Origin of the sequence: Microcoleus sp. BM001215392, from assembly GCF_036700185.1 — a bacterium.
GTDB lineage: Bacteria > Cyanobacteriota > Cyanobacteriia > Cyanobacteriales > Microcoleaceae > Microcoleus.
This window is the reverse complement of sequence record NZ_JAUBOJ010000007.1, coordinates 1-26089: the sequence shown is the minus strand read 5'-3', so window position 1 is coordinate 26089 and position 26089 is coordinate 1. Positions and strand designations below refer to the sequence as shown.

25 protein-coding genes and 1 pseudogene are annotated in these 26089 nt (G+C 43.7%); 13 read left to right on the top strand and 13 right to left on the bottom strand.

Annotated features, from left to right (window positions below; genetic code table 11):
• Positions 1-491: 491 nt before the first annotated feature.
• The 11 genes and pseudogenes from ltrA (QT974_RS01725) (at position 492) to arsC (ending at position 11100) form a co-directional block, all read left to right on the top strand.
• Positions 492-2039: a group II intron reverse transcriptase/maturase gene (ltrA, locus tag QT974_RS01725; RefSeq protein ID WP_333466807.1), complete on the top strand. Its 1548-nt coding sequence runs from the start codon at positions 492-494 to the stop codon at positions 2037-2039.
• 595 nt (positions 2040-2634) lie between these two features.
• Positions 2635-3831 carry a group II intron reverse transcriptase/maturase gene (gene ltrA / locus QT974_RS01720; protein WP_333466806.1) on the top strand — a complete coding sequence of 399 codons (1197 nt, stop codon included), beginning with the start codon at positions 2635-2637 and terminating at the stop codon, positions 3829-3831.
• Complete coding sequence (locus tag QT974_RS01715) at positions 3782-4288, top strand: HNH endonuclease (RefSeq protein ID WP_333466805.1); 507 nt, start codon at positions 3782-3784, stop codon at positions 4286-4288. The genes ltrA (QT974_RS01720) and QT974_RS01715 overlap by 50 nt, the downstream gene beginning before the upstream one ends.
• Positions 4289-4380: 92 nt before the next feature.
• A pseudogene (locus tag QT974_RS01710) lies at positions 4381-4470 on the top strand (HNH endonuclease); the annotation flags it as partial.
• A gap of 443 nt (positions 4471-4913) precedes the next feature.
• Positions 4914-6491, top strand: a complete 1578-nt coding sequence (locus QT974_RS01705) for a group II intron reverse transcriptase/maturase (RefSeq protein ID WP_333466804.1) — start codon at positions 4914-4916, stop codon at positions 6489-6491.
• 594 nt (positions 6492-7085) lie between these two features.
• Positions 7086-7445: an ArsR/SmtB family transcription factor gene (locus QT974_RS01700; RefSeq protein WP_333466803.1), complete on the top strand. Its 360-nt coding sequence runs from the start codon at positions 7086-7088 to the stop codon at positions 7443-7445.
• Positions 7446-7561: 116 nt separating this feature from the next.
• Entirely contained in the window at positions 7562-8590 is a 1029-nt protein-coding gene (locus tag QT974_RS01695) for a PstS family phosphate ABC transporter substrate-binding protein (RefSeq protein ID WP_333466802.1), read from the top strand.
• A gap of 101 nt (positions 8591-8691) precedes the next feature.
• Positions 8692-9402: an MIP/aquaporin family protein gene (locus QT974_RS01690; RefSeq protein WP_333466801.1), complete on the top strand. Its 711-nt coding sequence runs from the start codon at positions 8692-8694 to the stop codon at positions 9400-9402.
• A 74-nt stretch (positions 9403-9476) separates the two neighbouring features.
• Positions 9477-9950: a phosphatase domain-containing putative toxin gene (locus QT974_RS01685; RefSeq protein WP_333466800.1), complete on the top strand. Its 474-nt coding sequence runs from the start codon at positions 9477-9479 to the stop codon at positions 9948-9950.
• Positions 9951-9980: 30 nt separating this feature from the next.
• On the top strand, positions 9981-10640 hold the full coding sequence (arsH, locus tag QT974_RS01680) for an arsenical resistance protein ArsH (protein ID WP_333260997.1): 660 nt from the start codon (positions 9981-9983) through the stop codon (positions 10638-10640).
• Between the two features lie 64 nt (positions 10641-10704).
• Positions 10705-11100, top strand: a complete 396-nt coding sequence (gene arsC / locus QT974_RS01675; protein WP_006633827.1) for an arsenate reductase, glutathione/glutaredoxin type — start codon at positions 10705-10707, stop codon at positions 11098-11100.
• 1258 nt (positions 11101-12358) lie between these two features.
• Here the strand turns inward: arsC and rppB are convergent.
• The 10 genes from rppB to QT974_RS01625 form a co-directional block, all read right to left on the bottom strand.
• The gene (rppB, locus tag QT974_RS01670) at positions 12359-13726 is read right to left on the bottom strand and encodes a two-component system sensor histidine kinase RppB (RefSeq protein ID WP_333466799.1); all 1368 of its coding nucleotides are present in this window, start codon (positions 13724-13726) and stop codon (positions 12359-12361) included.
• A gap of 204 nt (positions 13727-13930) precedes the next feature.
• On the bottom strand, positions 13931-14620 hold the full coding sequence (rppA, locus tag QT974_RS01665) for a two-component system response regulator RppA (RefSeq protein WP_333466798.1): 690 nt from the start codon (positions 14618-14620) through the stop codon (positions 13931-13933).
• Positions 14621-14792: 172 nt separating this feature from the next.
• Positions 14793-15263, bottom strand: a complete 471-nt coding sequence (locus tag QT974_RS01660) for a DUF2808 domain-containing protein (protein ID WP_333466797.1) — start codon at positions 15261-15263, stop codon at positions 14793-14795.
• Between the two features lie 113 nt (positions 15264-15376).
• The gene (locus QT974_RS01655; protein WP_333466796.1) at positions 15377-15850 is read right to left on the bottom strand and encodes a hypothetical protein; all 474 of its coding nucleotides are present in this window, start codon (positions 15848-15850) and stop codon (positions 15377-15379) included.
• 92 nt (positions 15851-15942) lie between these two features.
• Entirely contained in the window at positions 15943-16419 is a 477-nt protein-coding gene (locus QT974_RS01650) for a DUF2808 domain-containing protein (protein ID WP_333466795.1), read from the bottom strand.
• 165 nt (positions 16420-16584) lie between these two features.
• Positions 16585-17619 carry a C39 family peptidase gene (locus QT974_RS01645; protein WP_333466794.1) on the bottom strand — a complete coding sequence of 345 codons (1035 nt, stop codon included), beginning with the start codon at positions 17617-17619 and terminating at the stop codon, positions 16585-16587.
• Positions 17620-17700: 81 nt separating this feature from the next.
• Positions 17701-18030 (bottom strand): four-helix bundle copper-binding protein, encoded by a 330-nt coding sequence (locus QT974_RS01640; RefSeq protein ID WP_333466793.1) that lies wholly within the window; start codon positions 18028-18030, stop codon positions 17701-17703.
• Between the two features lie 162 nt (positions 18031-18192).
• Entirely contained in the window at positions 18193-19248 is a 1056-nt protein-coding gene (locus QT974_RS01635) for an acyltransferase (RefSeq protein ID WP_333348462.1), read from the bottom strand.
• A 96-nt stretch (positions 19249-19344) separates the two neighbouring features.
• Positions 19345-19851 carry a hypothetical protein gene (locus QT974_RS01630; RefSeq protein ID WP_333348460.1) on the bottom strand — a complete coding sequence of 169 codons (507 nt, stop codon included), beginning with the start codon at positions 19849-19851 and terminating at the stop codon, positions 19345-19347.
• 99 nt (positions 19852-19950) lie between these two features.
• The gene (locus QT974_RS01625; RefSeq protein WP_333348458.1) at positions 19951-20454 is read right to left on the bottom strand and encodes a hypothetical protein; all 504 of its coding nucleotides are present in this window, start codon (positions 20452-20454) and stop codon (positions 19951-19953) included.
• A gap of 225 nt (positions 20455-20679) precedes the next feature.
• On the opposite strand from QT974_RS01625, the gene QT974_RS01620 reads away from it, so the two are divergent.
• Positions 20680-20826 carry a hypothetical protein gene (locus tag QT974_RS01620; RefSeq protein ID WP_015211800.1) on the top strand — a complete coding sequence of 49 codons (147 nt, stop codon included), beginning with the start codon at positions 20680-20682 and terminating at the stop codon, positions 20824-20826.
• A gap of 599 nt (positions 20827-21425) precedes the next feature.
• Here the strand turns inward: QT974_RS01620 and QT974_RS01615 are convergent.
• Both QT974_RS01615 and QT974_RS01610 read right to left on the bottom strand, forming a co-directional pair.
• Positions 21426-22733 (bottom strand): hypothetical protein, encoded by a 1308-nt coding sequence (locus QT974_RS01615; protein ID WP_333466792.1) that lies wholly within the window; start codon positions 22731-22733, stop codon positions 21426-21428.
• Positions 22734-22736: 3 nt separating this feature from the next.
• Positions 22737-23813 carry a cysteine synthase family protein gene (locus tag QT974_RS01610; protein WP_333466791.1) on the bottom strand — a complete coding sequence of 359 codons (1077 nt, stop codon included), beginning with the start codon at positions 23811-23813 and terminating at the stop codon, positions 22737-22739.
• A 657-nt stretch (positions 23814-24470) separates the two neighbouring features.
• Between QT974_RS01610 and QT974_RS01605 the strand changes: the two genes are divergently transcribed.
• Positions 24471-24896 carry a MerR family DNA-binding protein gene (locus tag QT974_RS01605; RefSeq protein ID WP_333466828.1) on the top strand — a complete coding sequence of 142 codons (426 nt, stop codon included), beginning with the start codon at positions 24471-24473 and terminating at the stop codon, positions 24894-24896.
• Here the strand turns inward: QT974_RS01605 and QT974_RS01600 are convergent.
• Positions 24897-26089 (bottom strand): efflux RND transporter permease subunit (locus QT974_RS01600; protein ID WP_333466790.1); only part of this gene is annotated, 1193 nt, incomplete at its 5' end.

Genomic DNA, 26089 nt, shown 5'->3' with positions numbered 1-26089 from the left:
ATGCAGACTCCGAAAGTAACCGAAGCTAGTAGCCTAAACTGGTCAGGAGCAAGAGAGATTCATTAAATGGTGAACACAAGTGAACTATCGTTTAAACTGCGTTATCCAGCAAGGAGCTAAAAGGCTGATAAGCTCCAACCAAAAGGTAAGCAAGTGAATATTCAAGTTCCTGTTTTGAATATTGTATGAACAAAATATTGCCGCAGAAGAGATAGCACCTAATTAATGAAATACGACTAAATGATACAACGGGGTAAACCCTACAGAGTCTAGAGAAGGTCGAATATCTCTAGTAAGCCAACCGCAAGGAAAGCAGAAATCTTTGGAGGGTAAAGGATGGATGAAAAAGCGAATGCTCACCTGTAATGGGTAAGATAGAGATTCAAAATTTGTCTCTGACTGAAAGGAATAGCAGACTTCATCTGGGTCTTATACGAAAGACGAAATGTACAAAGATAATTAATCTGAGGATATGTTAGATGCAGGCAGTAATGTCTACAAACGAACCAAAGAAACAACTTGAAAATTGGAACCATATCAATTGGCGTAAAGTTAACAAGCTTGTTAAGAATCTACGACAAAGAATCTTTCGTGCGAGAAAACTTGGTAACTTCCGTAAGTTGAGAAACTTACAGAAATTAATGCAACGAAGCTACGCAAACCTATTATTATCTGTTCGACGTATCACTCAGACCAATAAAGGCAAAGCAACGGCAGGAATTGATAAAGAAATTGTCAATACCCCAAAGCAAAGAGTGAGCCTGGTAAACAACTGGAACGGAGGGAATCTACTGCCCACAAAAAGGGTAGAGATACCCAAAGTCAACGGGAAGAAACGACCGCTCGGCATCCCAACCGTGCGAGACAGAATCGAACAAGCAATAATAGTCAACTCACTAGAACCCGAATGGGAAGCCGTATTTGAACCAAATTCCTATGGATTCAGATGCGGAAGAAGCTGTCAAGATGCTATTGCCCATAACTTTATAAGATTATGCGGCGGTAAAGACACATTGGTTCTAGAAGCTGATATTCGCGGATTCTTTGATAACATTGCTCATGAATCCATCCTCAACTTGATTGGAAACTTCCCTCAACGGAAACTAATTGAAAAATGGTTAAAAGCTGGATTCGTATTCAAAGGGAAAATAAACCCGACAAATGCAGGCACACCACAAGGTGGCGTGTGTTCCCCGCTACTGGCTAATATTGGGTTGCATGGATTAGAGACATTCATCAAATCCACCAACTCCAAGCTTGGGGTGGTTCGTTATGCCGATGACTTCATCGTCACAGCTAAAGACTCCGAAAGTCTCGAAAATGCCCAAATGCAGATTCAGCAATGGTTATCAAAAAGAGGACTCGAACTCAGTACGGAGAAGACGCAAATCACGTCAATGGAAGATGGTTTTAACTTCCTTGGATTCAACCATCGCCACTACAATGGCAAATTGCTTATCAAACCTGCGAAGAAGAAAATCCTAGATTTTTGCAAACGTTTAGGGCGAGAAATCAAAGCAATGAACGGGCACGAACAAGAGGCAGTTATTAAGAAGCTGAATCCAATTCTCCGGGGTTTTGCTAATTACTACCGAGGAGTAGTCAGCAAAGAAACCTTCGGCTATATCAAATCAAGGGTATGGGAATACCTCTGGCGTTGGGCAAAGCGTAGACATCCCAACAAAAACACAAAATGGGTACAAAAACGCTACTTCAAGACCATAAATGGCAATAAATGGACGTTCGCTACAACAACTAGCGACCGCCGTGGTAAAGAAAAGGATTTAATCCTTTACCCCATAGCATACACGCCCATCGAACGGCACATCAAAGTCAAAGGGGACGCATCACCTGACGATTCTTCTCTCAAAGAGTATTGGGAAAAACGCCATCAAAAATATGGTAAGAGCTACTGGGAACGCAATTCGCGCAACTATACAATCGCTTACAACCAAAATTGGAAATGTCCTGTTTGTGGGGAACCGCTATTCAATGAAGAGGAAATCGAAACCCATCACATAGTTCCTGGCGCGACCTGACTGGTTGTTTAGTACGGGGAGCTGACTCCCCTAGAGGATTCACACCCTCTACCCTTATGTAAAAGACTCCTGGAGAGTCCGGTTACGCCCTAGTAAGTAATGAAACAGGCGGAGTGCAAACCACAAATGTAACTCGTGCTACTAGCCTAAAGCGGTTCGAGTGCTAAAGGGAGTTCTCTCACGGTGAATAAACGTTAACTGTCATTTAAACTGCGTAATATGTGAAGGAGCCAAATCAGGCTGACAGGCTCCGACCAAAACGGTAAATGGGAGGTTACGTGAATCAGGTATTCATGTAACGTGTGAACACAATTCCCATCGCAGAAAAGACAACACCTACAAGAGAACAGACCACTAAACGATACAACAGGGTAAGCCCTACAAGGTCTAGGAGAGGTCGATTACTCCTAGTAAGTCCTAGGTAACGAAGACAGAACCCCTTGGAGGGTAGAGGATGGAGTAAAAAGCGAATGCCTGTTTGTAATGAACAGGATAGGGAAACAAACATTGCCCCTGACCGAAAGGAACAGCAGACTTACTCTGGGTCTTATGAGAAAGAGACTACACAAAGAAACCTAATTCGAGGACAAGTTAGATGGTGTACCACAGTACAACAAATGGACTGAGAAAACCACTTGAAGATTGGAGCCAAGTCAATTGGCGTAAGGTCAACAAATCGGTTAAGAATCTGCGTCAAAGAATCTTTCTCGCGAGAAAACTTGGCAATTTCCGTAAGCTAAGGAGCTTGCAGAAATTGTTACAGAAAAGCTACGCCAATCTATTATTGTCAGTTCGACGTATCACTCAAACCAATAAAGGTAGAGCAACGGCAGGCATTGATAAAGAAATTGTCAATACCCCAAAGCAGAGAGTAATTCTGGTAAATAACTGGAAGGGAGGGAATACTAAACCTACCAAACGGGTAATGATTCCAAAATCCAACGGTAAGAAACGACCGCTCGGAATCCCAACCGTGCGCGACAGAATCGAACAAGCAATAATAATGAATTCCCTAGAACCCGAATGGGAAGCCGTGTTTGAGCCAAATTCCTATGGCTTTAGATGCGGAAAAAGCTGTCAAGATGCCATCGGACAAGCCTACAATAGGCTCAATAATAATGGCAAGCATACATGGGTGCTAGAAGCTGATATCCAAGGATTCTTTGATAACATTGCTCATGAATCCATTCTGAACACGATTAGCAACTTCCCTCAAAGGAACCTAATCAAAGAATGGTTAAAAGCTGGGTTTATCTTTGAAGGGAAATACAACCCAACAGAGACGGGTACACCACAAGGCGGGGTGATTTCACCCTTACTAGCTAATATTGGCTTGCATGGATTAGAAAACTTCATTAAATTCACCAACCCAAAACTTGGCGTGGTTCGTTACGCTGATGATTTCATAGCCACAGCTAGAGATAAGGAAAGTCTCGAAACAGCCCAAACCCAGATTCAGCAATGGTTATCAAAACGAGGACTTAATCTCAGTTCGGAGAAGACGCTAATCACATCAATGGAAGATGGCTTTGACTTCCTCGGTTTCAATCACCGACACTACAATGGCAAACTCTTAATTAAACCAACGAAGAAGAAAGTCTTAGACTTTTGTAAACGAATTGGAAAAGAAATAAAGGGAATGTATGGAGTGGAACAAGAAGTTTTAATCAAAAAGCTGAATCCAATCCTCCGTGGTTTTGCAAATTACTACAAAGGAGTAGTTAGCAAAGAAACCTTTAGCTATGTCTCTTACAGAGTATGGCAATACATGCAGGCGTTGGGCAAAGCGTAGACATCCTAACAAAAACACTTCATGGGTTCGGAAACGTTACTTCAAGACCATAAACTTCAATAAATGGACGTTCGCTACGACAATTAGCGATCGCGTAGGGAAAGAAAAAAACTTAATCCTCTACCCGATAGCGTCCACACCCATTGAAAGACACGTCAAGGTCAAGGGGGAAGCGTCACCGGACGACCCCTCACTCCGAGAATACTGGGAGAAACGCCACCAAAAACACGGTAGGAGCTACTGGGAGAAAAACTCCCGGAACTACAAAATCGCTCAAAACCAAAACTGGATATGTCCAATCTGTGGCGAACCATTATTCAATGGGGAGGAAATCGAAACCCACCACACAGCACCTGTTGCTCAAGGCGGACTAGACGACATAGAAAACCTTCAGCATTTGCACAAACCGTGTCACAAACAGGTACACAAAACCCAAGTTAAATCTCGCTTGAAGTAAGGCTTGAGCGCAGTGAGTTGGAAACTCTCATGCTGCGTTCTTAGGGGAGGGGAGAGGGGTGACTCTCGAACCTCACCCGACTTGCTCAAGGCGGACTAGACGACCCAGAAAACCTTGAGCATTTGCACAAAGCGTGTCATAAACAAGAACACTCAAAATCCAAGTTATCTCGCTTGAAGTAAGGCTTGAGCGCAGTGAGTGCGAAAGTCTCATGCTGCGTTCTTAGGGGAGGGGAGAAAGGTGACTCTCGAACCTTACCCGACCGCAATCAGACATCTAATGTGAGATGACACTGGCGTTAACGGGGAGTTCCGATGGTGAAAACAGAGCCTAGAAAAGTAACTAAAAACCAAGCGGGACACAGACCATTAATCCCGACTTCACTGGAGATTATTCCCGCCGAATTTTCTGACCAATATCGGCAAGAGTCCAGGGAATCCAGCAGTTAAACTGGCTCCACCTAAAGGAACGAACAATCTAACCGAGGGAACGAAGAAAAACGAACTGAGGGTCAAGGGGACGTCGAACCCCAAGTAAGCTAGACGAGCAGCGGAACCCCCTTAGTTCGGGTAGGACAGACCGTAATTGGTCTGAGGTGTTCAGAGTACACAAACTAGAGCAGAGCATGATTAGACACAACAGCAATGTTAGTGAATCTTGGAAAACGTTACCGTGGAAGAAATTCCGCCGTGACTTATTCCGCCTACAAAAGCGCGTGTATAAAGCGATTCAGGTTGGAGACAAGCAGAAAGCGAAGTCCCTTCAAAAGCTAATTCTGAAATCTTGGGCTGCAAGAATGTTGGCGATACGTCAAGTAACTCAACTAAACGCTGGCAAAAAGACTGCGGGAATCGATGGGAAAGCCTCACTCACAATTGAGGAAAGGCTTACTCTGAGTGAAGAACTCAGAGTCAAAAGTAACAACTGGAAACACCAGAAATTACGTTCAATACCAATCCCTAAAAAGGATGGGAGTACCCGCCTCCTCAAGATACCGACTATCGCCGATAGAGCGTGGCAATGCCTCGCGAAATACGCGCTAGAGCCAGCACACGAAGCAACTTTCCACGCTATGAGTTATGGATTTAGAACAGGAAGGTCGGCGCACGACGCACAAAAAATTCTGTTCAACAATCTACGCTCTTACTGCAATGGAATAGAGAAGCGAGTTATCGAACTCGATATCGAAAAATGCTTCGACAGGATAAGCCACACTAGCATAATGGAACGACTCATCGCCCCAAAAGGCGTCAAGACCGGAATATTCCGCTGTCTAAAAGCAGGAGTCAATCCAGAATTTCCAGAACAAGGAACCCCGCAAGGGGGCGTGGTAAGTCCATTATTAGCCAATATCGCTCTCAATGGGATTGAGGAAATACATCAATCAGTCCGTTACGCGGACGACATGGTAATAATTCTGAAGCCTAAAGATGACGCAGTGGCAATACTTGATAAAGTCAGCGAATTTCTGGCAGAACGAGGCATGAAGGTTAGTGAAAAGAAAACTAAGCTAACAGCTACGACAGATGGATTTGACTTCCTCGGTTGGCATTTCAAAGTGCAAAACAACGGGAAATTTAGATGCGTTCCATCAGCGGACAATTTTAAAGCATTTCGTCAGAAGGTAAAACACATCGTTAACAACTCGAATTATGGTGCCACGGTCAAAGCTGAGAAATTAGCCCCTGTGGTTAGAGGTTGGAGAAATTACCATCGCTACTGTAAGTTAGATGGGTCACGGTTCTCGCTGTGGTTCCTCAACAATAGAGCCTTCAAGGTATTCAATAAGGAATCGAAACAGAACCGTTATACTGTCACGAAATTGATAGAAAAAGCTTTCCCGGCGGTTCCTTACTCCGAACAGAAATTTGTCAATGTCAAAGGGGAGAAATCTCCCTACGACGGAGATATAGCCTACGGTCGTGAGCGTAACAGCAAGCTCTATGACGGCGCAACCTCTAAAGCTTTAAAACGGCAAAACCATAAATGTGGAAAATGTGGCTTAAAAACGCTAGGCGATGAAAAGGTACATCTGCATCATGTAGATGGTTGCCATAGTAATTGGAAAATAAATAACCTTCTAGCGGTTCACGAAAGCTGCCACGATTATCTCCACATGAGCAAAGGCGCAAGCCAAGAACATCGGGAGCCGGATGCGGGGAAACCAGCACGTCCGGATCTAATTGAGAGGTGCGGAGAATAATATCTCCCATCGACTCAACCGGTTTAGTTTCCCAAAAATTGAGGTGTTGGTGGCGATCGCGAACGCTGTTTTGCTTAAGATACCGCTGCGTTGCCTTGTCAAGGATACGCAGCGAAAACTGCACTAACTCAGCAAAGCAACGGGGTTATTTTCAAGCAACTATTCCGTGAGCATTACTGAGTGTTTGGTTTTCCTAAACTCGACCCGCGCGTTAATATTTTCGTCAACGTATTGGGGATTTGATAACTCCTCTGAAGTAATCCTTTTAACTCAAATTCATCCAATCCGCTAGATTCCTTGGAGCAAGAAGTTGACGAGCAAGGCCAAGAATTGCCGAGACAGTACCACCCAGCAACTAAAAAAACTTTGCAAAAAGTCTTTATCATCCTGGTAGTTGTTGGGGCAATTCTTGGGGAATTTTATCTATAGGGGTGATTTCGCTGATGCAAAAGGTCGGACTCACTGATGTGCCGGCGCGGGTACAGAATCCGAAGTAATCAAGTCCGAAGAATCTGTCGATGCTGAATGCACTGATTTTCTGGGATGAAGCTTGAGAAACTATAATGTTTTGTATGGATGTTTTCTAAATAATTGATGCTTAAAAATTCTAAGGCTGCGCCCGATCGCATTTCACAGCGACAGATTTCAGAAAAACTTGTCTCCTCCGGCTTTCACGCTCTTTCTGACCCCCTGCGAATTCAGATTTTGGAGTTGCTGCGAGAACAGGAGTTGTGCGTTTGCGAATTGTGCGATCGACTTTCTGTCCCTCAGCCTAAACTGTCTTTCCACCTCAAAACCTTGAAGGATGCAGCTTTAGTCCGCAGCCGCCAAGAAAGCCGCTGGATTTACTACAGCCTCAATTTAGCTCAGTTTGTCGCCCTCGAACAGTACCTCGCCGAATACCGCCGCTTCAGCCAGATCCTGCCGGCCCGCCCTTGTTCCGACGCAGATTAACCCATCAACATTTCTTAATATGTTTATTGCCTGTTTGTCTTCCCTCATACTTGACATATCAAATTTTATTGATATGATTCCAGTGTACCCCTTAGTTATGACATTGGGTGAGGTCAATGAACCCAGCAGAAAAGCCCAAGGTTTCCGCACTAAGTATAATTGCTTTGACCATAGGTGCGATCGGGCTCCTCAGCTCCTGCGGACAAGTCCAGTCGCCAGAATCGCAAAGCATTAAAATTGACGGTTCCAGCACCGTGTATCCAATTACAGATGCGATGGCAAAAGAATATCAAAATACGAATCCCAAAAAAAGATCAATTACTGTTGAATTCTCCGGTACAGGTGGAGGATTTAAAAAGTTTTGTGCTGGCGAAACTGACATCAGCAACGCCTCGCGACCCATCAGCCCAGGGGAAATGGAAGCCTGCAACAAAGCTGGCATCCGCTACTACGAATTACCTATCGCATTTGATGCGCTTACAGTAGTAGTCAATTCCAAAAATAACTGGATAAAAGACATTACTGTAGAGGAATTGAAAAAGATTTGGGAACCCGCCGCCCAAGGAAAAATTACCCGCTGGAATCAGATCCGACCCAATTGGCCGAATCGACCTCTAACCCTCTACGGGGCAGGCAAAGATTCCGGTACATTTGACTACTTCACAGAGGCAACAGTAGGTACTGCGAAAGCCAGCCGTACCGACTATACAGCTAGTGAAGACGATACAGTTTTAGTGCAAGGGGTTATTAAAGACGAAAATGCTTTGGGTTACTTTGGATTTTCCTATTACGAAGACAACCAAAGTCAATTGAAAGCTGTAGGTATTGACAGAGGCAAAGGAGCAGTGTTGCCCTCCCGCGAAACTGTAGAAAAAGCTCAATATAACCCCCTTGCACGACCTCTATTTATCTATGTCAACTACAACTCTGCTCAAAATAAAATAGAAGTACGCAATTTTGTAGAATTCTACATGAAGAAAGCTCCGACCTTAGTTAGTTCTGTGGGTTATATTCCTTTACCAAAAGAAGGCTATCAACTAATTTATAACCACTTCTACAATGGCAAGGTGGGGACAGTTTTTGGTGGCAAAGCTCAGCTTGACTTGACTATTGGCGAGTTATTGCGACAGCAGGCAAATTTTTAGGTATCAGTGCTCACCTGTCAACTGTTGTAGCTTCTTAGCTGTTAATCTAGATTGGTAACTAAACTATAACAACCGAGGTAAATTTCTCACGGATCTACTCAATGTTCAAGTCAGTTTCTAAAACAGTGAGAAGCTTGTTTTCACCGGAGTGCCACAGAGAAGCGCTCGCCGAGTTTCTGGGTACATTTATTCTAGTTTTTGCAGGCACGGGCGCGGTGATGGTTAACAAAATTAGCCAGGGTGCTATTACTCATTTAGGCGTCAGTTTCGTCTTTGGAGCCGTTGTAGCTGCGATGATTTATGCTACTGGTCATATTAGCAGCGCCCACCTAAATCCTTGTGTAACATTAGCTTTCTGGGCTAGCGGCTTTTTTGCAAGTAAACGTGTTTTGCCTTATATTCTAGCGCAGTGTGCAGGCGCAATAGCAGCTTCCACACTACTGTTAATTACTTTAGGAAAAGTCGCAAATCTCGGTGCTACTTTACCCCTTAATGGTCACTGGTTGCAGTCTTTAATTCTAGAAACAGTATTGACTTTTATCCTGATGTTTGTTATCCTCGGTTCTGGATTAGATAGGCGCGCTCCGATCGGTTTTGCCGGGATAGCAATTGGGTTAACTGTAGGGTTAGAAGCTGCATTTATGGGGCCAATTACCGGAGCGAGTATGAATCCGGCGCGGTCATTTGGCCCAGCAATTGTAGGAGGAATTTGGCAGCACCAGTGGGTTTATTGGGTTGCACCAATTTTAGGAGCGCAACTAGCTGTTTTGGTTTATCGGATAATATCCAACGGATTTCGCGATATCAAGTAAGCGAGGAAAATAAATGAAAAGTGTGATGTTTATTTGCAAGAAAAATTCTACCCCTGTCGGATGAGGCGACTGCAATGGACGAACAACAAGCGCAACCAATTTCAGAGAATTTGTGGTGGGTGATTCCAGGCCAACTGGCAGGGGTGCGGAAGCCAACAGCAGAGGAACTCTCTACGCTTCAATCAGTAGGTATTGGGGGGATCGTCTCTGTAATGGACGATGCTTCCAATCTGGATTTGTATGAGCAGGCAAACATTCCTCACCTTTGGTTGCCAACGAAAGGCGGTACTGCACCCAGCCACGAACAGATTCAGCAATTGCAAACCTTTGTGGATAGCCAGAATCATTTGGGGCACGGGGTTGCAATTCACTGCACAAGTGGCAGACGACGCACTGGAACGATGCTGGCTTCCTACTTGATTCAGGCAGGTTCATCCTATGACGATGCGATACTCACTATTCTGGATGCCAATCCCAACGTTGAATTGAGAGAGGCGCAAACCGCTTTCCTGCAAGAGTTAGCAGGAAAACAAACTTATTCTCAATAGCCCCATTCTTATAATTAATTAACGCTACTCATGACTCGTTTTGACCATCCTCCTCGCATCCTGTTTTTGTATGGCTCTTTAAGAGAGCGTTCTTACAGTCGCTTGTTGGCAGAAGAATCTGCAAGAATTATTCAGGATTTCGGTGCTGAAGTTCGGTTTTTCAATCCTCTAGAATTGCCGATTTACGGTAGCGTTCCCGATACCCATCCCAAGGTTCAAGAATTGCGGGAATTGAGTTTGTGGTCGGAGGGTCAAGTGTGGTCGAGTCCAGAAATGCACGGCAATATTACGGGCATTATCAAAAATCAAATTGACTGGATTCCTTTAAGCATTGGGGCTGTCAGACCGACTCAAGGCCGAACTTTGGCGGTGATGCAAGTCAGCGGCGGTTCCCAGTCTTTTAATGCTGTCAATACTTTGAGAATTTTGGGCCGCTGGATGCGGATGTTTACGATTCCGAATCAGTCTTCGGTTGCGAAGGCTTATCAGGAGTTTAATGAAGATGGGACGATGAAGGATTCGCCTTATCGCGATCGCGCGATCGACGTAATGGAGGAACTGTACAAGTTTACCTTGCTGTTGCGGGAGCAAACCGACTATTTGACCGATCGCTACAGTGAACGCAAAGAACAAGCGGCCAAAGAGGCGATCGCACTAGCAAATCGCGCCCTTGAATTACCGGGCGCTTAGAAACCGCCGGAACCCCGACAGCAACCGATAACCAACAGCTAACAACTAACAACCAACAAAAACCATGAAAAAAGTAATGTTCGTTTGCAAAAGAAACTCCTGCCGATCGCAAATGGCAGAAGGATTCGCTAAAACCATCGGAGCCGGCAAGATTGGAGTCACCAGTTCCGGGTTAGAATCAAGCAGAGTTCATCCGACAGCAATTCAAGTCATGTCAGAAATCGGCATCGACATCACCGATCAAACATCTAACCCATTAAGCGAATTCAATGCTGAAGACTACGATGCAGTAATTTCTCTCTGTGGCTGCGGCGTGAATTTACCCGAAGCGTGGGTATTGCGAGAAGTGTTTGAAGATTGGCAACTCGACGATCCCGACGGACAACCCATCGAAACTTTTCACCGCGTTCGGGATGAGATTAAAGCACGAGTTGAAACATTAGTGGACTCTCTAAAGTAAGATTAATGCTGTTGCATTGGCTTGAGCGCGATTCAAGATTAATAGTTGGGAAGACCAAGCAGATTGTTATACCAATCTTCTAATTCAGGTAAGGAAATTATAACGCTATTAGACTATTTCTGTCTCTGAAAATTTACCCATCTACGACGCATAAAAAGTAATAATTGGGAAATTAAGACCATAATAGGGAGTTCGATAAGTGGTTCAATAGCCAAAACAAGGGTAATCAAAGGACGATTAGGAAAAACAGATGTAGCGATCGCTAATGCAAGGGGTGAATTGCGTGCAAGGGTTATACAACTAAAGCAAGCAAAGTTCTCATAACTAAAGTTGCCGAATCGTGAGATTACTTGAGCCAGTAAAAAGGTAATTCCATAGAAAATAAAGATAGCTGGCAACATTTTTAGCAGCATATCTGAACTTCGAGAAAAACTGCTGCATCAATCTGCACCAATTTTCCAACAAAAACTAACAGATAGACGGGTAGGAGAACCACTTACAAAATCATATTCCAAGGAAGGAAGGCCGTAGCTAAAGGAACATTTCCTTTGGCAATCCCTGTAAAAATGCTATTTGCTTAGCGATTATTATAAAGTGAAGCTGCCGTTAGCAAATTTTTGTCGAATTTAAGCAAGTATGGGTGCCGGGAGGGTAAGCTTTCCAGGTTGATTGACATTTCCATCAAAATTCATTTGCATTCCGAATTCTAAGTTGTAAGTATTCATATGCAAATGTTGAGTTTCTGCATCAGCTTTAATTAAAATATTTAACCAAATGAGAGGGCTAATATTGCTGGGAATAATGCTTTTTAGACCCTGTATAATATAATCGTCTTACCAACAGTTTTTATGGTCGAGTAAAGGGAGTAATAATGAAAGAAGAAGGGGAAGAAAACCATGCTTAAAAAGATAAAATTTAAGGAGCGACTTATCCAAGATAATTGGACAAGCTATAGACCCTAAAAAATTATGTGCGGTCGAGTTTAAAAAACCCCTTTGTATCTGTTGGCTAGCTCAAAGTCCAAGGGTGGGAGAGGAGCAAGTTCAGCTTTTCTGTATATGCTCGCAGATGGTAATGCACGGGTTTTGATCTATTTCACCTGTTTTTCTTGCACCATTACTACCTTTCTTCGTCCGAAAATCCATACAGTGTTTACTTGAACCACTTATTCAGCAAGCCCTAGTTAGTTAAGTATATTTGTCCATCATACCATAAATGTGCAACGCCCAACGCTCAAGTTCTGGGATGTACCGATTCCTCAATGATTCAGGGCATCATTCACCAACGCCGCATTTCTTTCTCGAAATCGCAGTGTGAAAATGCTACCCGTACCCAATTTGCTCTGCACAGTCAGGCTACCGCGATGTGCTAAGGCTATAGCTTGCGCTATCGCCAACCCCAATCCCGATCCGCCAGTAACGCGATCGCGTGAACTGTTAACTCGATAGAAACGGTCAAAAATTTGCCTTTGATCTTCTGCTGCAATCCCACACCCTGTATCTTGAACATGAATCACAACTAAATGGTCACTTTTCTCTAAAATAATATTTACTTTGCCACCAGGTGAAGTGTATTGAATGGCATTGACAATTAAATTAGAAACTAAGCGGTAAAGCTGGTTAGAATCACCGATAATAGTCAATGGCTGATGCACCCGCAATTCCGATGTTAGCGCTACCTCTCTTGCGATCGCCATTGCTGCCAATTCCTCGACTAAATCGCTAACCAGGTCATTCAAACAACACAATTGAGGGCGATAGAGTATCGGTTGATTATCCATGCGAGCCAGCAGCAGCAAATCAGCCACTAACTGAGTCAGTCGTCGGTTTTGGCGATCGATCGTCCGCAAAGTTTCCCGCGCCTCTTTTTCATCCAATTGAGACGTCAACAGCGCTGATTCTACTGTCGCTTGCGAAGCAGCTAAAGGCGTTCGTAATTCGTGAGCTGCATCCGCTGTAAACTGTTGAATTCGTCGGTAAGAAGCATAAATCGGTTTCATTGCCAATCCTGCCAATAACCAACTAGAAAAGCCGACCAAAATCAATGCTGTAGGCAATCCTAATTTCAAAACCCATTTCACTGCACTGAGATAATCATTAAAGTCTTGCAGGCTCCGCCCCACTTGAAAATATCCCCAATCTTGCTGGCTTTTAGTGTGCAGTTCTACAGAAATTTGGTGATAAACGTTGCCTTTGGTGTCAGTTATTGTTTGCCAGCGTTTGGAGTTAAATACTGGTGGTAATTCTGCTGGATAAGCGCCTGCTATAGCAATCAATTCCCCGGAATAATCAAACAAACGAATATAGTAATTGCCTTGGTTGATAGCGCTTAAAATATGGCGGCTTGGCAACTGTTCTTTAATGCCGTTAACTCCAATTAGGCGGAGGTTGGGCAAAAGTTCGTTTACTATTGGCTCCAAGCGTCCGGGCTGCTGCAATTTGAGTTCTAGGCTGTCGTGTAGCGTCCCCGCTACCGATTCTAATTCGCGGTCTAGGGCTACCCAGTGAGCGTGGGCGATCGCCCTATATACGCCAAATCCCAACAAGCTTAAAATCAAACCCATTACTGCTGCATAGGAAATGGCTAATTTCCAGCGAGTCCGGTTAAATAGTTTATTTTGATTCATTTTTCATAACTTGGTAATTGGTAATTCTTAATAGGTAATTGGTCAGGACTTACACATTTCAACGTAATTCTGTCATTCTGAGTGTACCGAAGAATCTCACAGAGACTTCACTACACTGCGTTGCGTTTGACTCATGACAGACACAATAGCTGCGTCCAGGACTGTTGGTAAATAAAAGGGGTTCTGAACAATGCCCACCCTACTTTAATTTCTCATCCGGTATCCTACGCCGTGTACAGTTTCAATTAAATTCGCGCCGCCAACCGACTCAAGTTTGCGCCGCAGTAAGCGCACTTGAGCTGCTACGACATTGCTAAAGGTATCTGCACTAACCTCCCATAGCTGATTCCGAATTTGGTCGGTGGTGACAATTTGGTTCGGATGTTTCATAAAATATTCTAACAGTTGAAATTCTTTGTTGGTCAGCGAAATTATCTGGTTTTTGCCGTTGCGTTCGAGATGACAAGCAGTGCGATTTCCGCAGTCTAGAACGAGATTTCCTACCTGTAGCTGTTGCGGTTGAATTTTGGGCGATCGCCTTTGCAAAGCCCGCAATCTTGCTAACAGTTCCGCCATCCCGAACGGCTTCACTAAATAATCATCAGCCCCCGCATCAAGTCCAGCCACTTTATCTTCCATTCGGTCTTTTGCTGTCAGCATCAAGACTGGCAATACGCTATTTTTTGCGCGCAATCTTCGCAGCAGTTCCAACCCTGAAAATCCTGGAAGCAACCAGTCAAAAATAGCCAAGTTATATTGAGTCCAATGACTTTCTAAGTATTCCCAAGCTTCACAGCCATCCTGGGCCCAGTCAACGATATATTTTTCTTGCTTCAAAGTGCGATCGATCGCTTTTCCTAAATCTGGCTCATCTTCAACTAGCAAAACTCTCATAACTCTAATTTATAGCAGTAAATCCTTTCAAAAGTTGACTAGCAAACAGATAGTAACGCCTAGAGTACCCCCACTTTTTGCCTTTGAATGACAAATAGCGGATTTTAAATTGCAATTTCCTCTAATTTATTCAAGTTACTTGCAATTTAAAATCACCAAATGCCAGCTACATTTAGTAGGTTTGAATTAAAACTGTACCGAGTGGTATGTCTGCGTTTATTCCCACCATTTTACCAGCGATTGTGTACCTCCAATTGTGACTGTAACCTGGAGTGTAAATGCCCCGCATATCAATTGATATGGTGGTATCAGGAGAAACAGGTTGGGAGAAAACCACTGTCGCTTTTCGGTTATTAACAGAAACTTGAGACTCGATTTTTTGACCAGATTGATTTGTTACCTCAATGCCGCTACGCATTTTCACATCTTCCGGCAAATCAATTGTGAGTGCTGAAAGAGCTCTTCCCTGAACGTGAACTTCAAAATGATGGGTAGCACCCTGAAAGCGAGCGTTATTGGGATGGGCGCCGCTGTGTACGAGGTGAGAAACATTAGCATTTCGCATGGCTCCTCCTGCCAGAGTAGTCGGGGCATTAAATGCTAGCACAAAGGTGAATGCAGCAGCGTAAATTAACTTTTTCATGGCGATGCTCCTCAAATAATTAACTCAATGGACTCGGCATTAATTGGTCTAAAAGCCCTGAAATAAATCCAGGTAAGATGTCAGTCGCTTAAGAAATCAACCTCCAAAAACATTTACCACCGCGGGAGAGTTTGAATATTAGCCGTACCAACTTTACTGTCTGAACTCTGACCCACTTTCTTGGCATAAACGCGGTATATATAAGTACGCGGGTAGATTGAAGCCTCAACCTCAAGCACAGAAATTGTCAGCACAGTTCCGGCAACTACAGGTTTGGAGAAAACTACCATTGCTTTTCCACCTTTAACAGAAGTTGTTGCCTCAATCTTTTCACCGGATTGACTGCTTACTTCAATACCCTTGATTCGCAGTGATGGCAACTGAATTGACAGTTCTGAAATGGCTTCTCCCTCAACGTGAACGTCAAAATCGTGGAAGGCTCTCCAAGTTGGGTAGTCAGGATAAGAACGGCCTCCGACAATGTGAGGTGATTGCGAATCTCCCGGTATTCCTGTTGCTTTTGCTGCGGAGATAGAAGAGGCAAGAATTAAGGCAAATGCTGCACCAATGCTAATTATTTTTTTCATGACTGCACTCCTTGAAAACTAACTGGTTATTTCTTAGTTTGATAGGTATGAATGAAACCAGGATGAAAAATCGGCCGTAACACCTGATTTTTTTATTGATAGCTGCGAACCCGTGCTATACCGAGGAGAATGTCTGCATCGTCCCCAACGGATTTAGCAGCAACCTGGTAAATCCAAGCGCTAGAAAATCCAGAAATTATTACTTTATTCATGGCAATTTTGATGGTGGTTCCGGGAGAGACAGGTTGGGAGAAGGTTAGTATAACTTGATTGCTGTTGACAGAAACCTTAGTGTCAATTATTTGACCTGAATCGTCAGATATACTGATATCATCCCTGACAGTTAACCCCGCAGGAACGCTAATTTTTAATTGAGAAATAGCCCTAGTTCCTTGAGGAATGTGCAGCCGGAAAGTATGCCTGACAATTCTTGCCTTAGTCTCAGGGAATTGTACTGAACTATCAATGTGAGGAAAATTCTCGGCACCTGTTCTGGTACTCGCATGGACAGCAGGAACTAAAACTGCGGCTGACAGAGCAAATACGGCACCGTAAATGAGTGTTCTCATAGTCTTGACTCTCCAGGGAATTAAGTACAGTATGCCAACCTACTTCAATATTCATATTTGAAGAGTTAGCTTCTTATTAACTAGATTGACAGCTAATTATGAAATCAAGATGAAATATGAACCAGTGAGAGGTGAATTTTAATAGCAAACAAGCGCTTTACTCTCTTACTTGGAAATGAAATGAACCCAGAAATTTCCATCTGCCATACAAACGCGACGGATTAAATCATAGGAATAGTGAAGATAAGCTCCATTGGCGTTGTTGTCATACCCGCTAGCAAACCATTCTCCATAAGGATCGTGAACAACCAAGCCAGCTTCGTCATATCCAACTACGGGCATAATATGACCGAAAGAAGTAAAATAGCCATGTATGACCGTTGGGTTTCCATCTACTAACCAATCTTTAACTTCCTCAAATGTCGCATTCTCTTTAAAGGTATCTTGAGCACCATACTCTCTGACAATTTTTGCTAAGTCGTAGGGGTTCCAGCGACTGTAACCTTTGTTGAGTGCATATTGGTAGAGTTCGTCCTCAAATTGACCGATCGTGTCCCGGCGCGGTTTTTTGAGGAACTGCAAGCACATTGCCATTGATGTGACATTGCAAGCACCAGTCGGATTATTGTAATTATCCAGTTGGTACTTGTAAGGAAAATTAGCAAGTTGAAAGCTCTTAGGCTTAGTTTTTGGATAAATTACCTTTCCTTCTTGTAAAATTTGGACGTGCGGCCTATAGACATACCAGATTTGAGAATTTTTAAAGGAATCTTTTCGGAAAGCTACTCGGATGTGATCGCGAACCATTTCATAAGAGACAAGCTCCAATACTTTCCCCGTTTCAATTTCTTGTTTCTCTGCATCTGATAAATTTAACGCATAGATAGGTCTAGCCTTGAGAAATGTCTCCTTAACTATCTTGAGTACAGGAGGTGGAAATTTGAGATCCGATGGCTTGGCTTCAATAAGTTTCTCGGCTGTTTTTGCTCCGATAAATCCTGGTTCATCAGTGCACTGAATCAGCTTGTGAAATCGATTGAGAGCCGCAGTAGAGACTGGACCAAAGATGCCGTTGGCTGGAGGGTCTAGCAAACCTAAGTCGATGAGACGAATTTGGATTTGGCGAGTGAGCTCTTTATCGGCAGCGATCGCCTTTACATCCACCTTCTTATTTGTTCCTACAATGTTTTGGAGTTTCATAATTAATTTATTGAATATTGGAACTAACTGTTTCCAGACAAGGTGAGTATTACAAATCCCACCTTGCCGAAGCGTGATTAATTAAGCAGCAGCACTTGCCATATCGCGACATTCCGCAGCACAGCCCCGACAAGCTTCAGCGCATTTTTGACAGTGTTCGTTTTGATGTTTCTCGCACTCGCTAGCGCAAGCTTCGCAGATATCCGCACAGACTTTACCGATTACCTCTGCAAAGCACGAACCGCGACTCATAAAACTAGCGCAAGTCCAGCAGATGTTTGCACAATCTCGGCAGAGTCGGCGGCATTCTGGCATTTCTCCCATGCAGAAGTCAGCACATTTTTCGCATTCAGTAGCGCACTGAACCACTGTATCGCAATAGGATGGGTAATTGTGTTGGTGTTCGCTCATAGGTAAAAATCCCTGAAAGTTTTGATGTTTTCACTGATTGAGCCACATTTAACTCTCCTTAACTTCACATTGACATTACGCAATGAAATCAGGATGAAATTGTTAAACCCATTTTCCACATCTTCCAGCGCCTCTGCCCCAGGGATGTGGCGTAAATCCCGATTAAATTCCCAGAATGTACTGACTGTAATTCTTGGGTAAAAGTTTTTGCAACAGGTAAATAATCCCAAAACAAACTAGCAAATCTACCGTCACTAAAACTCCGAGCTTGAGCAGGGGATCGGGAGAATACATAAATTTATAAGACGCTAAATTAGCATAGTTTACTACCATCACATCTAGCAGGTATATAGGAAAGGAGTAAGTCGCCAATATTTTGACTAATTTCGATACTTTACTAGGAAGTATGATGCTTTGAGAAAATGCCAATATCGACAGTACGAACAAAATTGCGTATCCTTGAGTAGATAGTTTAAAAAACGATCGGGCAAACCAGGCATCCGAATTCACTTCACTGAGTACGTAAAATTCCCAAATACTTGCTAGATAGAACAAGATAGTTGCTGCTAAAATAAGCATTCTTTGGCGCTGAAGGTATCCTTGAATGTTGTCATAGCAACTGCCAAGAACTAAACCAGTGGAAAACGGCAAAATCCAACTAAAAATCCAGCGCTCTATCAGCGGTATAGGTATGGAAGGTAAGTATTTGAAAGCAACTAAGTAAAAGACTATGGTAAAAGCTATTTGAATGGTGAAACCCAAAGCCAAAACTTTTCGGGACTCAAAAAATCTTAATTTAACTAGAATCCACCACCACAAATAGCATTGAACAATCACAACTATAAAGTAATAGGGGGGCAGCACAGAACCTGTCAGCACATCTCTAACTAATCCAAGTAAATCAAATCGTTTGAGGTTGCCAAAATTATTTAAAATGTAGAAGGCTACCGACCAAAAAAGATACGGTGGTATAATTCGCGATAGCCTTTTCTTTAATATCAGCGTTGGGTTATTTTGATTCTCACGCTTGTTGGTAAGAAAAAAACCGCTAAGCAGTAAAAATGCAGGTACGCAGAAAAGCTGGAGTGTATCGATCGCAATAAATAGAAGTCTGCGATCGGGTAATGACAAAAAACCAGCATGAATAATCACAACACTGACGATAGCAAAAGCTCGGATTAAATCAAATTCGATGCACCTGTTAGAAGCTTTTAGCATTGTAAACAAGGGGTATTTAGAGGGGAACAATCGGCTGTAAACGATATAGTTAATGGTTTCACTCTTAATTTGCCAACTATTGGCAGTGCCGTATCCCTAACGATTGAACGTAAATCGACCGTCTACCTTTTGACCCTTAATATCAGCAGTAATCTTCATCTGATACTGACCAGCAGCTTTTCCAGGCAGCAAAGCAGTATAGTGCTGGTCTTTCTGGTCATAAGTAAAGGTAAGATCCTTTTGAGTGCGATCGGGCATCTGAATTTGACCGGTTATCTTCGCATTAGGTATTGTCTGGTGGTTGTCGCCTCTTTGCAAATAGAAATCCAGGTGAGTTCGATCGGCTTCTTTTTCGACCACCAACTCTAAATGATAAGGGCCTGATTCTACTACTTGACCCCCTTTTGATGAATTAGAATGATTAGGAGTTGCAGCTATTTGTGTAGTCGGGTTGAGTGATAGTGACGGTTTTGTTCCAGAAGCATTTGGACTAGCAGCGGGGCTGCTAGCAGCATTTGTGACCTGCGTAGCATTGCCATAGGTTGCTACTAACATCATTCCCGCAGTACCTGCAACGATTAAACCAGTCTTCAGAGATTTCATTTGTTTTTGTCCTTTGTTTGTTAGTAATGAACAATGACTGCCCCAAAATTCATCAATTCTTGAAGCAAAATTCCTATGCGTTCAGAGCAAATCAGCTATCTATTGACTGAAGGTAAAACGACCGTCAACTTTTTCTCCGTTAATATCCGCAGTCACTTTCACGGGATAACTTCCTGCATCTTTGCCTGGAAATACAACGGCGTAATGTTTGCCATCAGCATCGTATTTAAAGTCCAGCGTTTGCTGCTCTCCATTCGGAGACTGCACTTGTGCCGTCACTTTTGCATTAGGAATCGGTTCGTGGGTATCACCTTTTTGCAAATAAAGATCTAAGTGAGTTCCGGTATCCTCTTTCAGAGTTAAAAGTTCTAGGTGGTAAGGTCCAGACTCGACAACTTGACCTCCTTTAGATGGTTTGGGAGGTTCTGTTTTAGCAGATGCTGCAGGAGAAGCGGCCGGACTGGAAGTATTAGGTTGAGAGGCAACAGGAGCGGATGTTGGGCTGCTGTTTGGGCCGGTTCCTTGGTCGCTTTTGCTGCAAGCTCCCAAAAACAGCAATCCGACACTGGCTAGAATAACTAAGCTTGACTTGAGCGCTTTCATTCGATTTATTTTTTGGGTACAATGATTAGAATATGACACCCAAAAATGAAATCAGGATGAAATCTTCAGATTTTCCTACAGGTATTCGGATTGTGACATCGGAAATTCAATATTTTTATCATTTTTAGTCTTCCCCCCCCTTGACTCTATAGCCGACTTGAGGGTTTATGCTATATATAGTTTCCCAAAGAAACTTTTCGATCCTAGATTCCCAGGTAAAAATTCATGATAAAAGCAACTCAGACTAAACGCTTCACTCTTGCAGCTTTGACGGCAGTTCTCCTGACAGCAGGTACAGCCGCGGTTGTCTTTGCCGCCGGCCCCTGTACTACTCCTACTCCTGACTGCCCTCAAGCTAATTGCGATAAATAATCCTTATTTTTCCACGGCGTGTAGATTCCATCGCGAATTTTTCGCCGGATAAGCAAGAGAATATCCGACAGCAGCACGATCTCAATTTTGAGTGACTGCTGCTTTTTTCTCCAATATTCTTCTTGACAATATAGAGTATTTTATCGAAAAATTGGATAACTATAACCACTACACAAAACTGAAAGTGGCTATCACTATAATGATTGGGTTCCAACTTGCCTAAAACTGCTATGAAAAAATTGGGAACAGAATCCTTAGAACAGCAGCTACTAAAAAGTCGTTCAACAATTATACTTACTCACATCAAATCTGGTAGCTAGTTTTCTAATTGCTCTTTTACCCTACTTCTCGAATAGTGCGATCTTGCTTGTGTGCACACTACATATAGTGTGCACACAAGTAAGTCCTGAGATAGTATAACACCCTGGCGGGGTGACAACCCCGCCAACTGTAATCGACAATTAAAGCGATGGCGATGGGGAAACTAATGATGATGCCAAGAAGTAAATACTGATTAGCGATCTCTCAAAATTTTGATGGTTTACTCCATGCGATCGAGGATGTCTTACACCTTGCGTCCGGCACAGCCTTGGCGGTTGCTATAATTGTTTGCGTAAATTGAACGCGAGACAGGATACTTCTATTGTTAAAGAAATAATCATCGCGCTCGCAGCCGCAATTGCACCCGATGCCCCAAGCTGAACTGCACCGAACGCAACTAAAAGCAATATAGTCGTGCCAATCCAAGTTGCATAATTCAGACCTTTGGTTTGACCTGCCCCGACCAAAAAACCTTGAGTAGCATTTTGCACCGCCACCAGAAGGGGTACAAACGCGCACAACAGCAATACGGGACGGATACTCTCAACCAGGGCTTCATCGTTGCCGATAAAACTTTGCACAACCTGCAACCCAAATGGCGTTGTACTACCTAAAAACAATAGTAGCGAACAAAATCCACCCACACTGAGGGCAAATGCAATTAATTGGCGATCGCTCACTTGATCTCGATTTTTGATAATCACCTGCTGGACCATGCGAGTCGCATTGGCAATCACCAAAACCAATCCCCAAGCCGCAGGCCAAGCCGCCAATGCAATATTAGCGTCTTGGGCGCGGGCAATAATTCCCACCAGGACAGCACGTCCACCCCAGACTACTAACATTGAAGAGCCTAAAGGCCAGTAGAAATTCCACACACTTTTGAGATTGCTGGGTAGCTTTAACTCAGAATCAATTGGTCGAGGCAGACGAGTGGCTCCTAGCCGGTGCGCCGCAATGGTTACAACCAGCGCCTCTGAGAGAACCCCCGCGATTAAAGCAGTCCCCGCCAGCAGTGCGCCTGACATTTTCAACACAAATCCGCCCCATAACGTTAGGGCTACAATTAACAAACGAACCATGCTAGCTTTGGCAACCGCCTGAGAATGACCTGTGTGGATGAGCAATCCTTGAAAATAACGCCGCCACGCGATCGCCAAAGGCCAGAGAAACATTAACGTCAACACAGTCTGCACCGTCTGCCGCAATTGGGGTGGAATTCCTAACAGCGTCCCCCCCAGCGTGGCGAAAATAAACGGCAGCGTCAGCAGCAACAGTAACGCACTCAGTCCGCCCCCTGCTAAAAGCGTAAATCGCCACAAGGCGCGACGCGATCGCCCATTCGGTGCAAGCGCATTCGAGGCGTGCAGAATCATAATAATCGGACTTTCAAAAAAGACCGCGAGGGCTTTGGCAATGCCCACGGCTGCCAAATTCACCCGTGCATCGGGTAAATGAGCTAGGGCAGCCGTCATCATCGGATCGCCAAAAGCCATTGCCACATCGCTGAGGGAGAGGGGAATAAATTGCCGCCATAAATCTAGCAGACCGATTTTAGACGGACTTTGAGAAGCCTTTAAGGTCATTGTTTATGCAGGTTGTTGCTGGCGCACGAGGGTAAGAGGGACGCTTTGAAGGGCGTTAATTGTAGCGGTGAGGGCTTTTTGTTCTAAGATTTCAATCCCTTGCTCGGACAGCCATTCTGGATTGTAGACTGTTTCGAGATAGCGATCGCCTCGATCCGGGTTCAACAGTACCATGCGTTGAGAATGGGGATGCTGCTGGCTGTAAGCCAGGGCAGCGGCAACGATAGCGCCTGTGGATGCTCCTAACAACAAGCCTTCTCGACGTGCCAGGGCATGACAAACAGAAAAGGCAATGCGATCGTTCACAGAATACGCTGCATCCAGTGCCATTGGATCAAAATTGGGCGGTACAAAAGATAACCCCAATCCTGTCATTTTATAGGGGTGAGACGGCGTGCCAAAAATAGCCGAACCTGCCACATCTACGCCGACAATTCGAGTTTGGGGATGACGCTGTTTAAAATATCGGCTAATTCCCGCCAATTGTCCCGCCGTACTAACGCCAATAACGATAACATCTGGTGCTACGGGAAAAGCCTGTTCGATTTCGCGAGCAGTAAATTGCTCGTGGGCAGTTGGGTTTTCGGGATTGCGGTGCTGGCAAGGATACCAGGCACCAGGAATGGTTTCGGCGAGTTCTTTGGCTTTTTTCATCCTCGCAACTTGCATCGATCCATTGGCATCTGCCGCACTCAGGGGGACATCTACCAATTCTGCTCCATAGGCAGCCAGCATTCGCCGAATCGGGGGCGGTGTTTTACCATCGATGACAATCATCACGCGATAGCCTCGCGCTGCACCAATCATTGCTAAACCAATGCCGAAATTACCCGAACTAGATTCAACAATTGTGCCGCCGGGGGCGAGTAACCTGGTACGTTCTGCGTGTTGAACCAGACATACAGCATTTTTCTCTTTAATGCTGCCACCGGGATTACAGGATTCTAATTTGAGATAAAATTCGTGATGCTGACAGAGTTCGCTCACGCGATTGAGACGAACAATGGGAACCTGTCCAATTGCCTGGGTGATATCGCCAGCTAGGGAGGATTTCAGCGCTGTTTGTAAGAGTTGAATCATTGATTTAGATCCTTCAAAATACACGGTAGTTAGTCCTGGTTATCTCTCTTGCTTGCCTGCGGAAAACTTTAGTATCTGAGCGCGAGATCATGCTTATCAATTAGTCAGAAGCCCTCTTTGCCTAATTACAAGCTTGCAACGCCAGAATCAGGGTAAACGCATCTAATTTCTAAATTCCCATATATAGCTTCTGAGTAGAGACAAAAGCGCTATAGGTGGAAAATTAGATCCTTCAAAATACACGGTAGTTAGTCATGGTCATCTATCTTCCTTGCCTGCGATAAATTTTAGCATTTGAGCGCGAGATTATGCTCATCAATTAGCCAGAGGGCATCTTTGCCTAATTACAAGCTTGCAACGCCAGAATGAAATTGGGGTGAAATAAGTCAGGTTCATTGATTTAAAAAATTATAGGAAAGAGCGCAGGTATAAGTGGTTTTTATATTTGCAGGGATAAGCAAGAGAATATCAGACAGCAGCAGTAACTCAAAAGTGAGTTACTGCTGCTTTTTGAGTCACTAAAATTATTGACAAAATAAAATATTTTATCAACAAAAATAGGGTAAGTATAAACAGCGCAAAAAAGTGAAACTGGCTATCGCTATAATGATAGGGTTCCAACTTACCTAGAACTGCTATGACAAAAATTGAAACAGAATTCTTAGAATAGCAACTACTAAAAAGTGGAGAACTAGCCAAGCAAACTGGTATTGCTGTGGCACCCTGCGATACTATAAAAGCCTAGGTTTACTGGAACCTGCCTTACGCAGCAGTAGCCATTACCGTTACTACACAGCCGATGCTGCCAGACAAGTGCAATTTATCAAGAAAGCCCAAAGACTCAACTTTTCTCTTCAAGAAATTCAGCAAATTTTGGCCTCTTGCCGTCAAGGAATAACAGCTTGTCTGTTAGTGCAAGACTTATTAAGTCGCAAAATAGATTTCTTTGAGCAGGAAATTCAGCGCATGAGTGCGTTCAAAGCTGAGTTGGAAGCTTATAAAAAACTTTGGACAAATCGAACTTCAGACAATCCCGATAGCGAGGAACTTTGCACTTTGATTGAGGGAGTGAAGGAGGGTTGATCAGTTCGCTATTTCAGCTTTAACTACCTTCCCGTCTTCAATAACTGGCTGAGGTTGTTGAGGTCGTAAAATTTTCCCAAATTTAGCATACAAAGCTGGCAAAACTAACAGAGTCAAGGCAGTAGAAGTAAACAATCCTCCTAAAACTACTACTGACAAAGGTTGCAGGATTTCTTTTCCGGGGCCGCCTTCTAAGACTAAAGGTGCTAAACCTAAAGCTGAAGTTGAAGCCGTCATCAAAATAGCATTGAGGCGTTCCATCGAGCCTTTAATAATTGCTTCCTTAAAAGGCATTCCCTCGGCAAATTTAGTGTTGTAGTTGTCTACTAATAACAAGCCGTTGCGGGTGGCAACGCCAAATAAAGTGACAAAACCAACTAAAGAAGCTACAGAGATGATGCCGCCAGTCAAAGCTACAGAAATTACTCCTCCCACTAATCCGAGCGGTAAATTAATCATAATCATCGCAGTTGAAGGAATTGACTTGACGGACAAGTACATCAATACTGTAATTACAAGAAAGGAGATCGCACTAAATACCATAATATTTTGCGAAGCTCTTTGCTCGGCTTCAAATTGACCGCCGTACTGGATAAAATAGCCAAAAGGCAACTGCACCTCTTGTTTAACTTTAGCTTGAATTTCATTCACAACCGATCGCAAATCCCTACCTTTAGCATTAGCCGCCGCCACAATCAACCGGGAAACATTCTCGCGGTTAATCGTATTTGGCCCCGTACCGTATTTAACAGTCGCAACTTGGGCGAGGGGAATCTTGTTGCCGCTTGGAGTATCAACCAACAAATTCTGAATAGTTTCTAGGTTGTTTCTGGCTTCAGGCTGCAACCAAACAACTAAATCAAAAGTTTGCTGCACCTCCAAAACTTGAGAAACAACTTTGCCGTTTAAAGCTGTCTCAATTATTTCAGAAAGCTCTCCGATTTTCAAACCGTATCTACCCGCTGCTTGGCGGTTAAACTTAATTTGAATCTGCTGCACTGGCACCTGCGGTTCGAGTTGCAAGTCTACAATCCCTTCAACAGTTTTCATTTGCTCTTCAACTTTTGCACCGATGCTGCGAAGCTGATCCAAATCCGGGCCAAAGATTTTGACAGCAATCTGACTTCTGACACCAGATAAAACCTCATCCATCCGGTGAGAAATAAAACCGCCGATATTTGGTGCAACTCCCG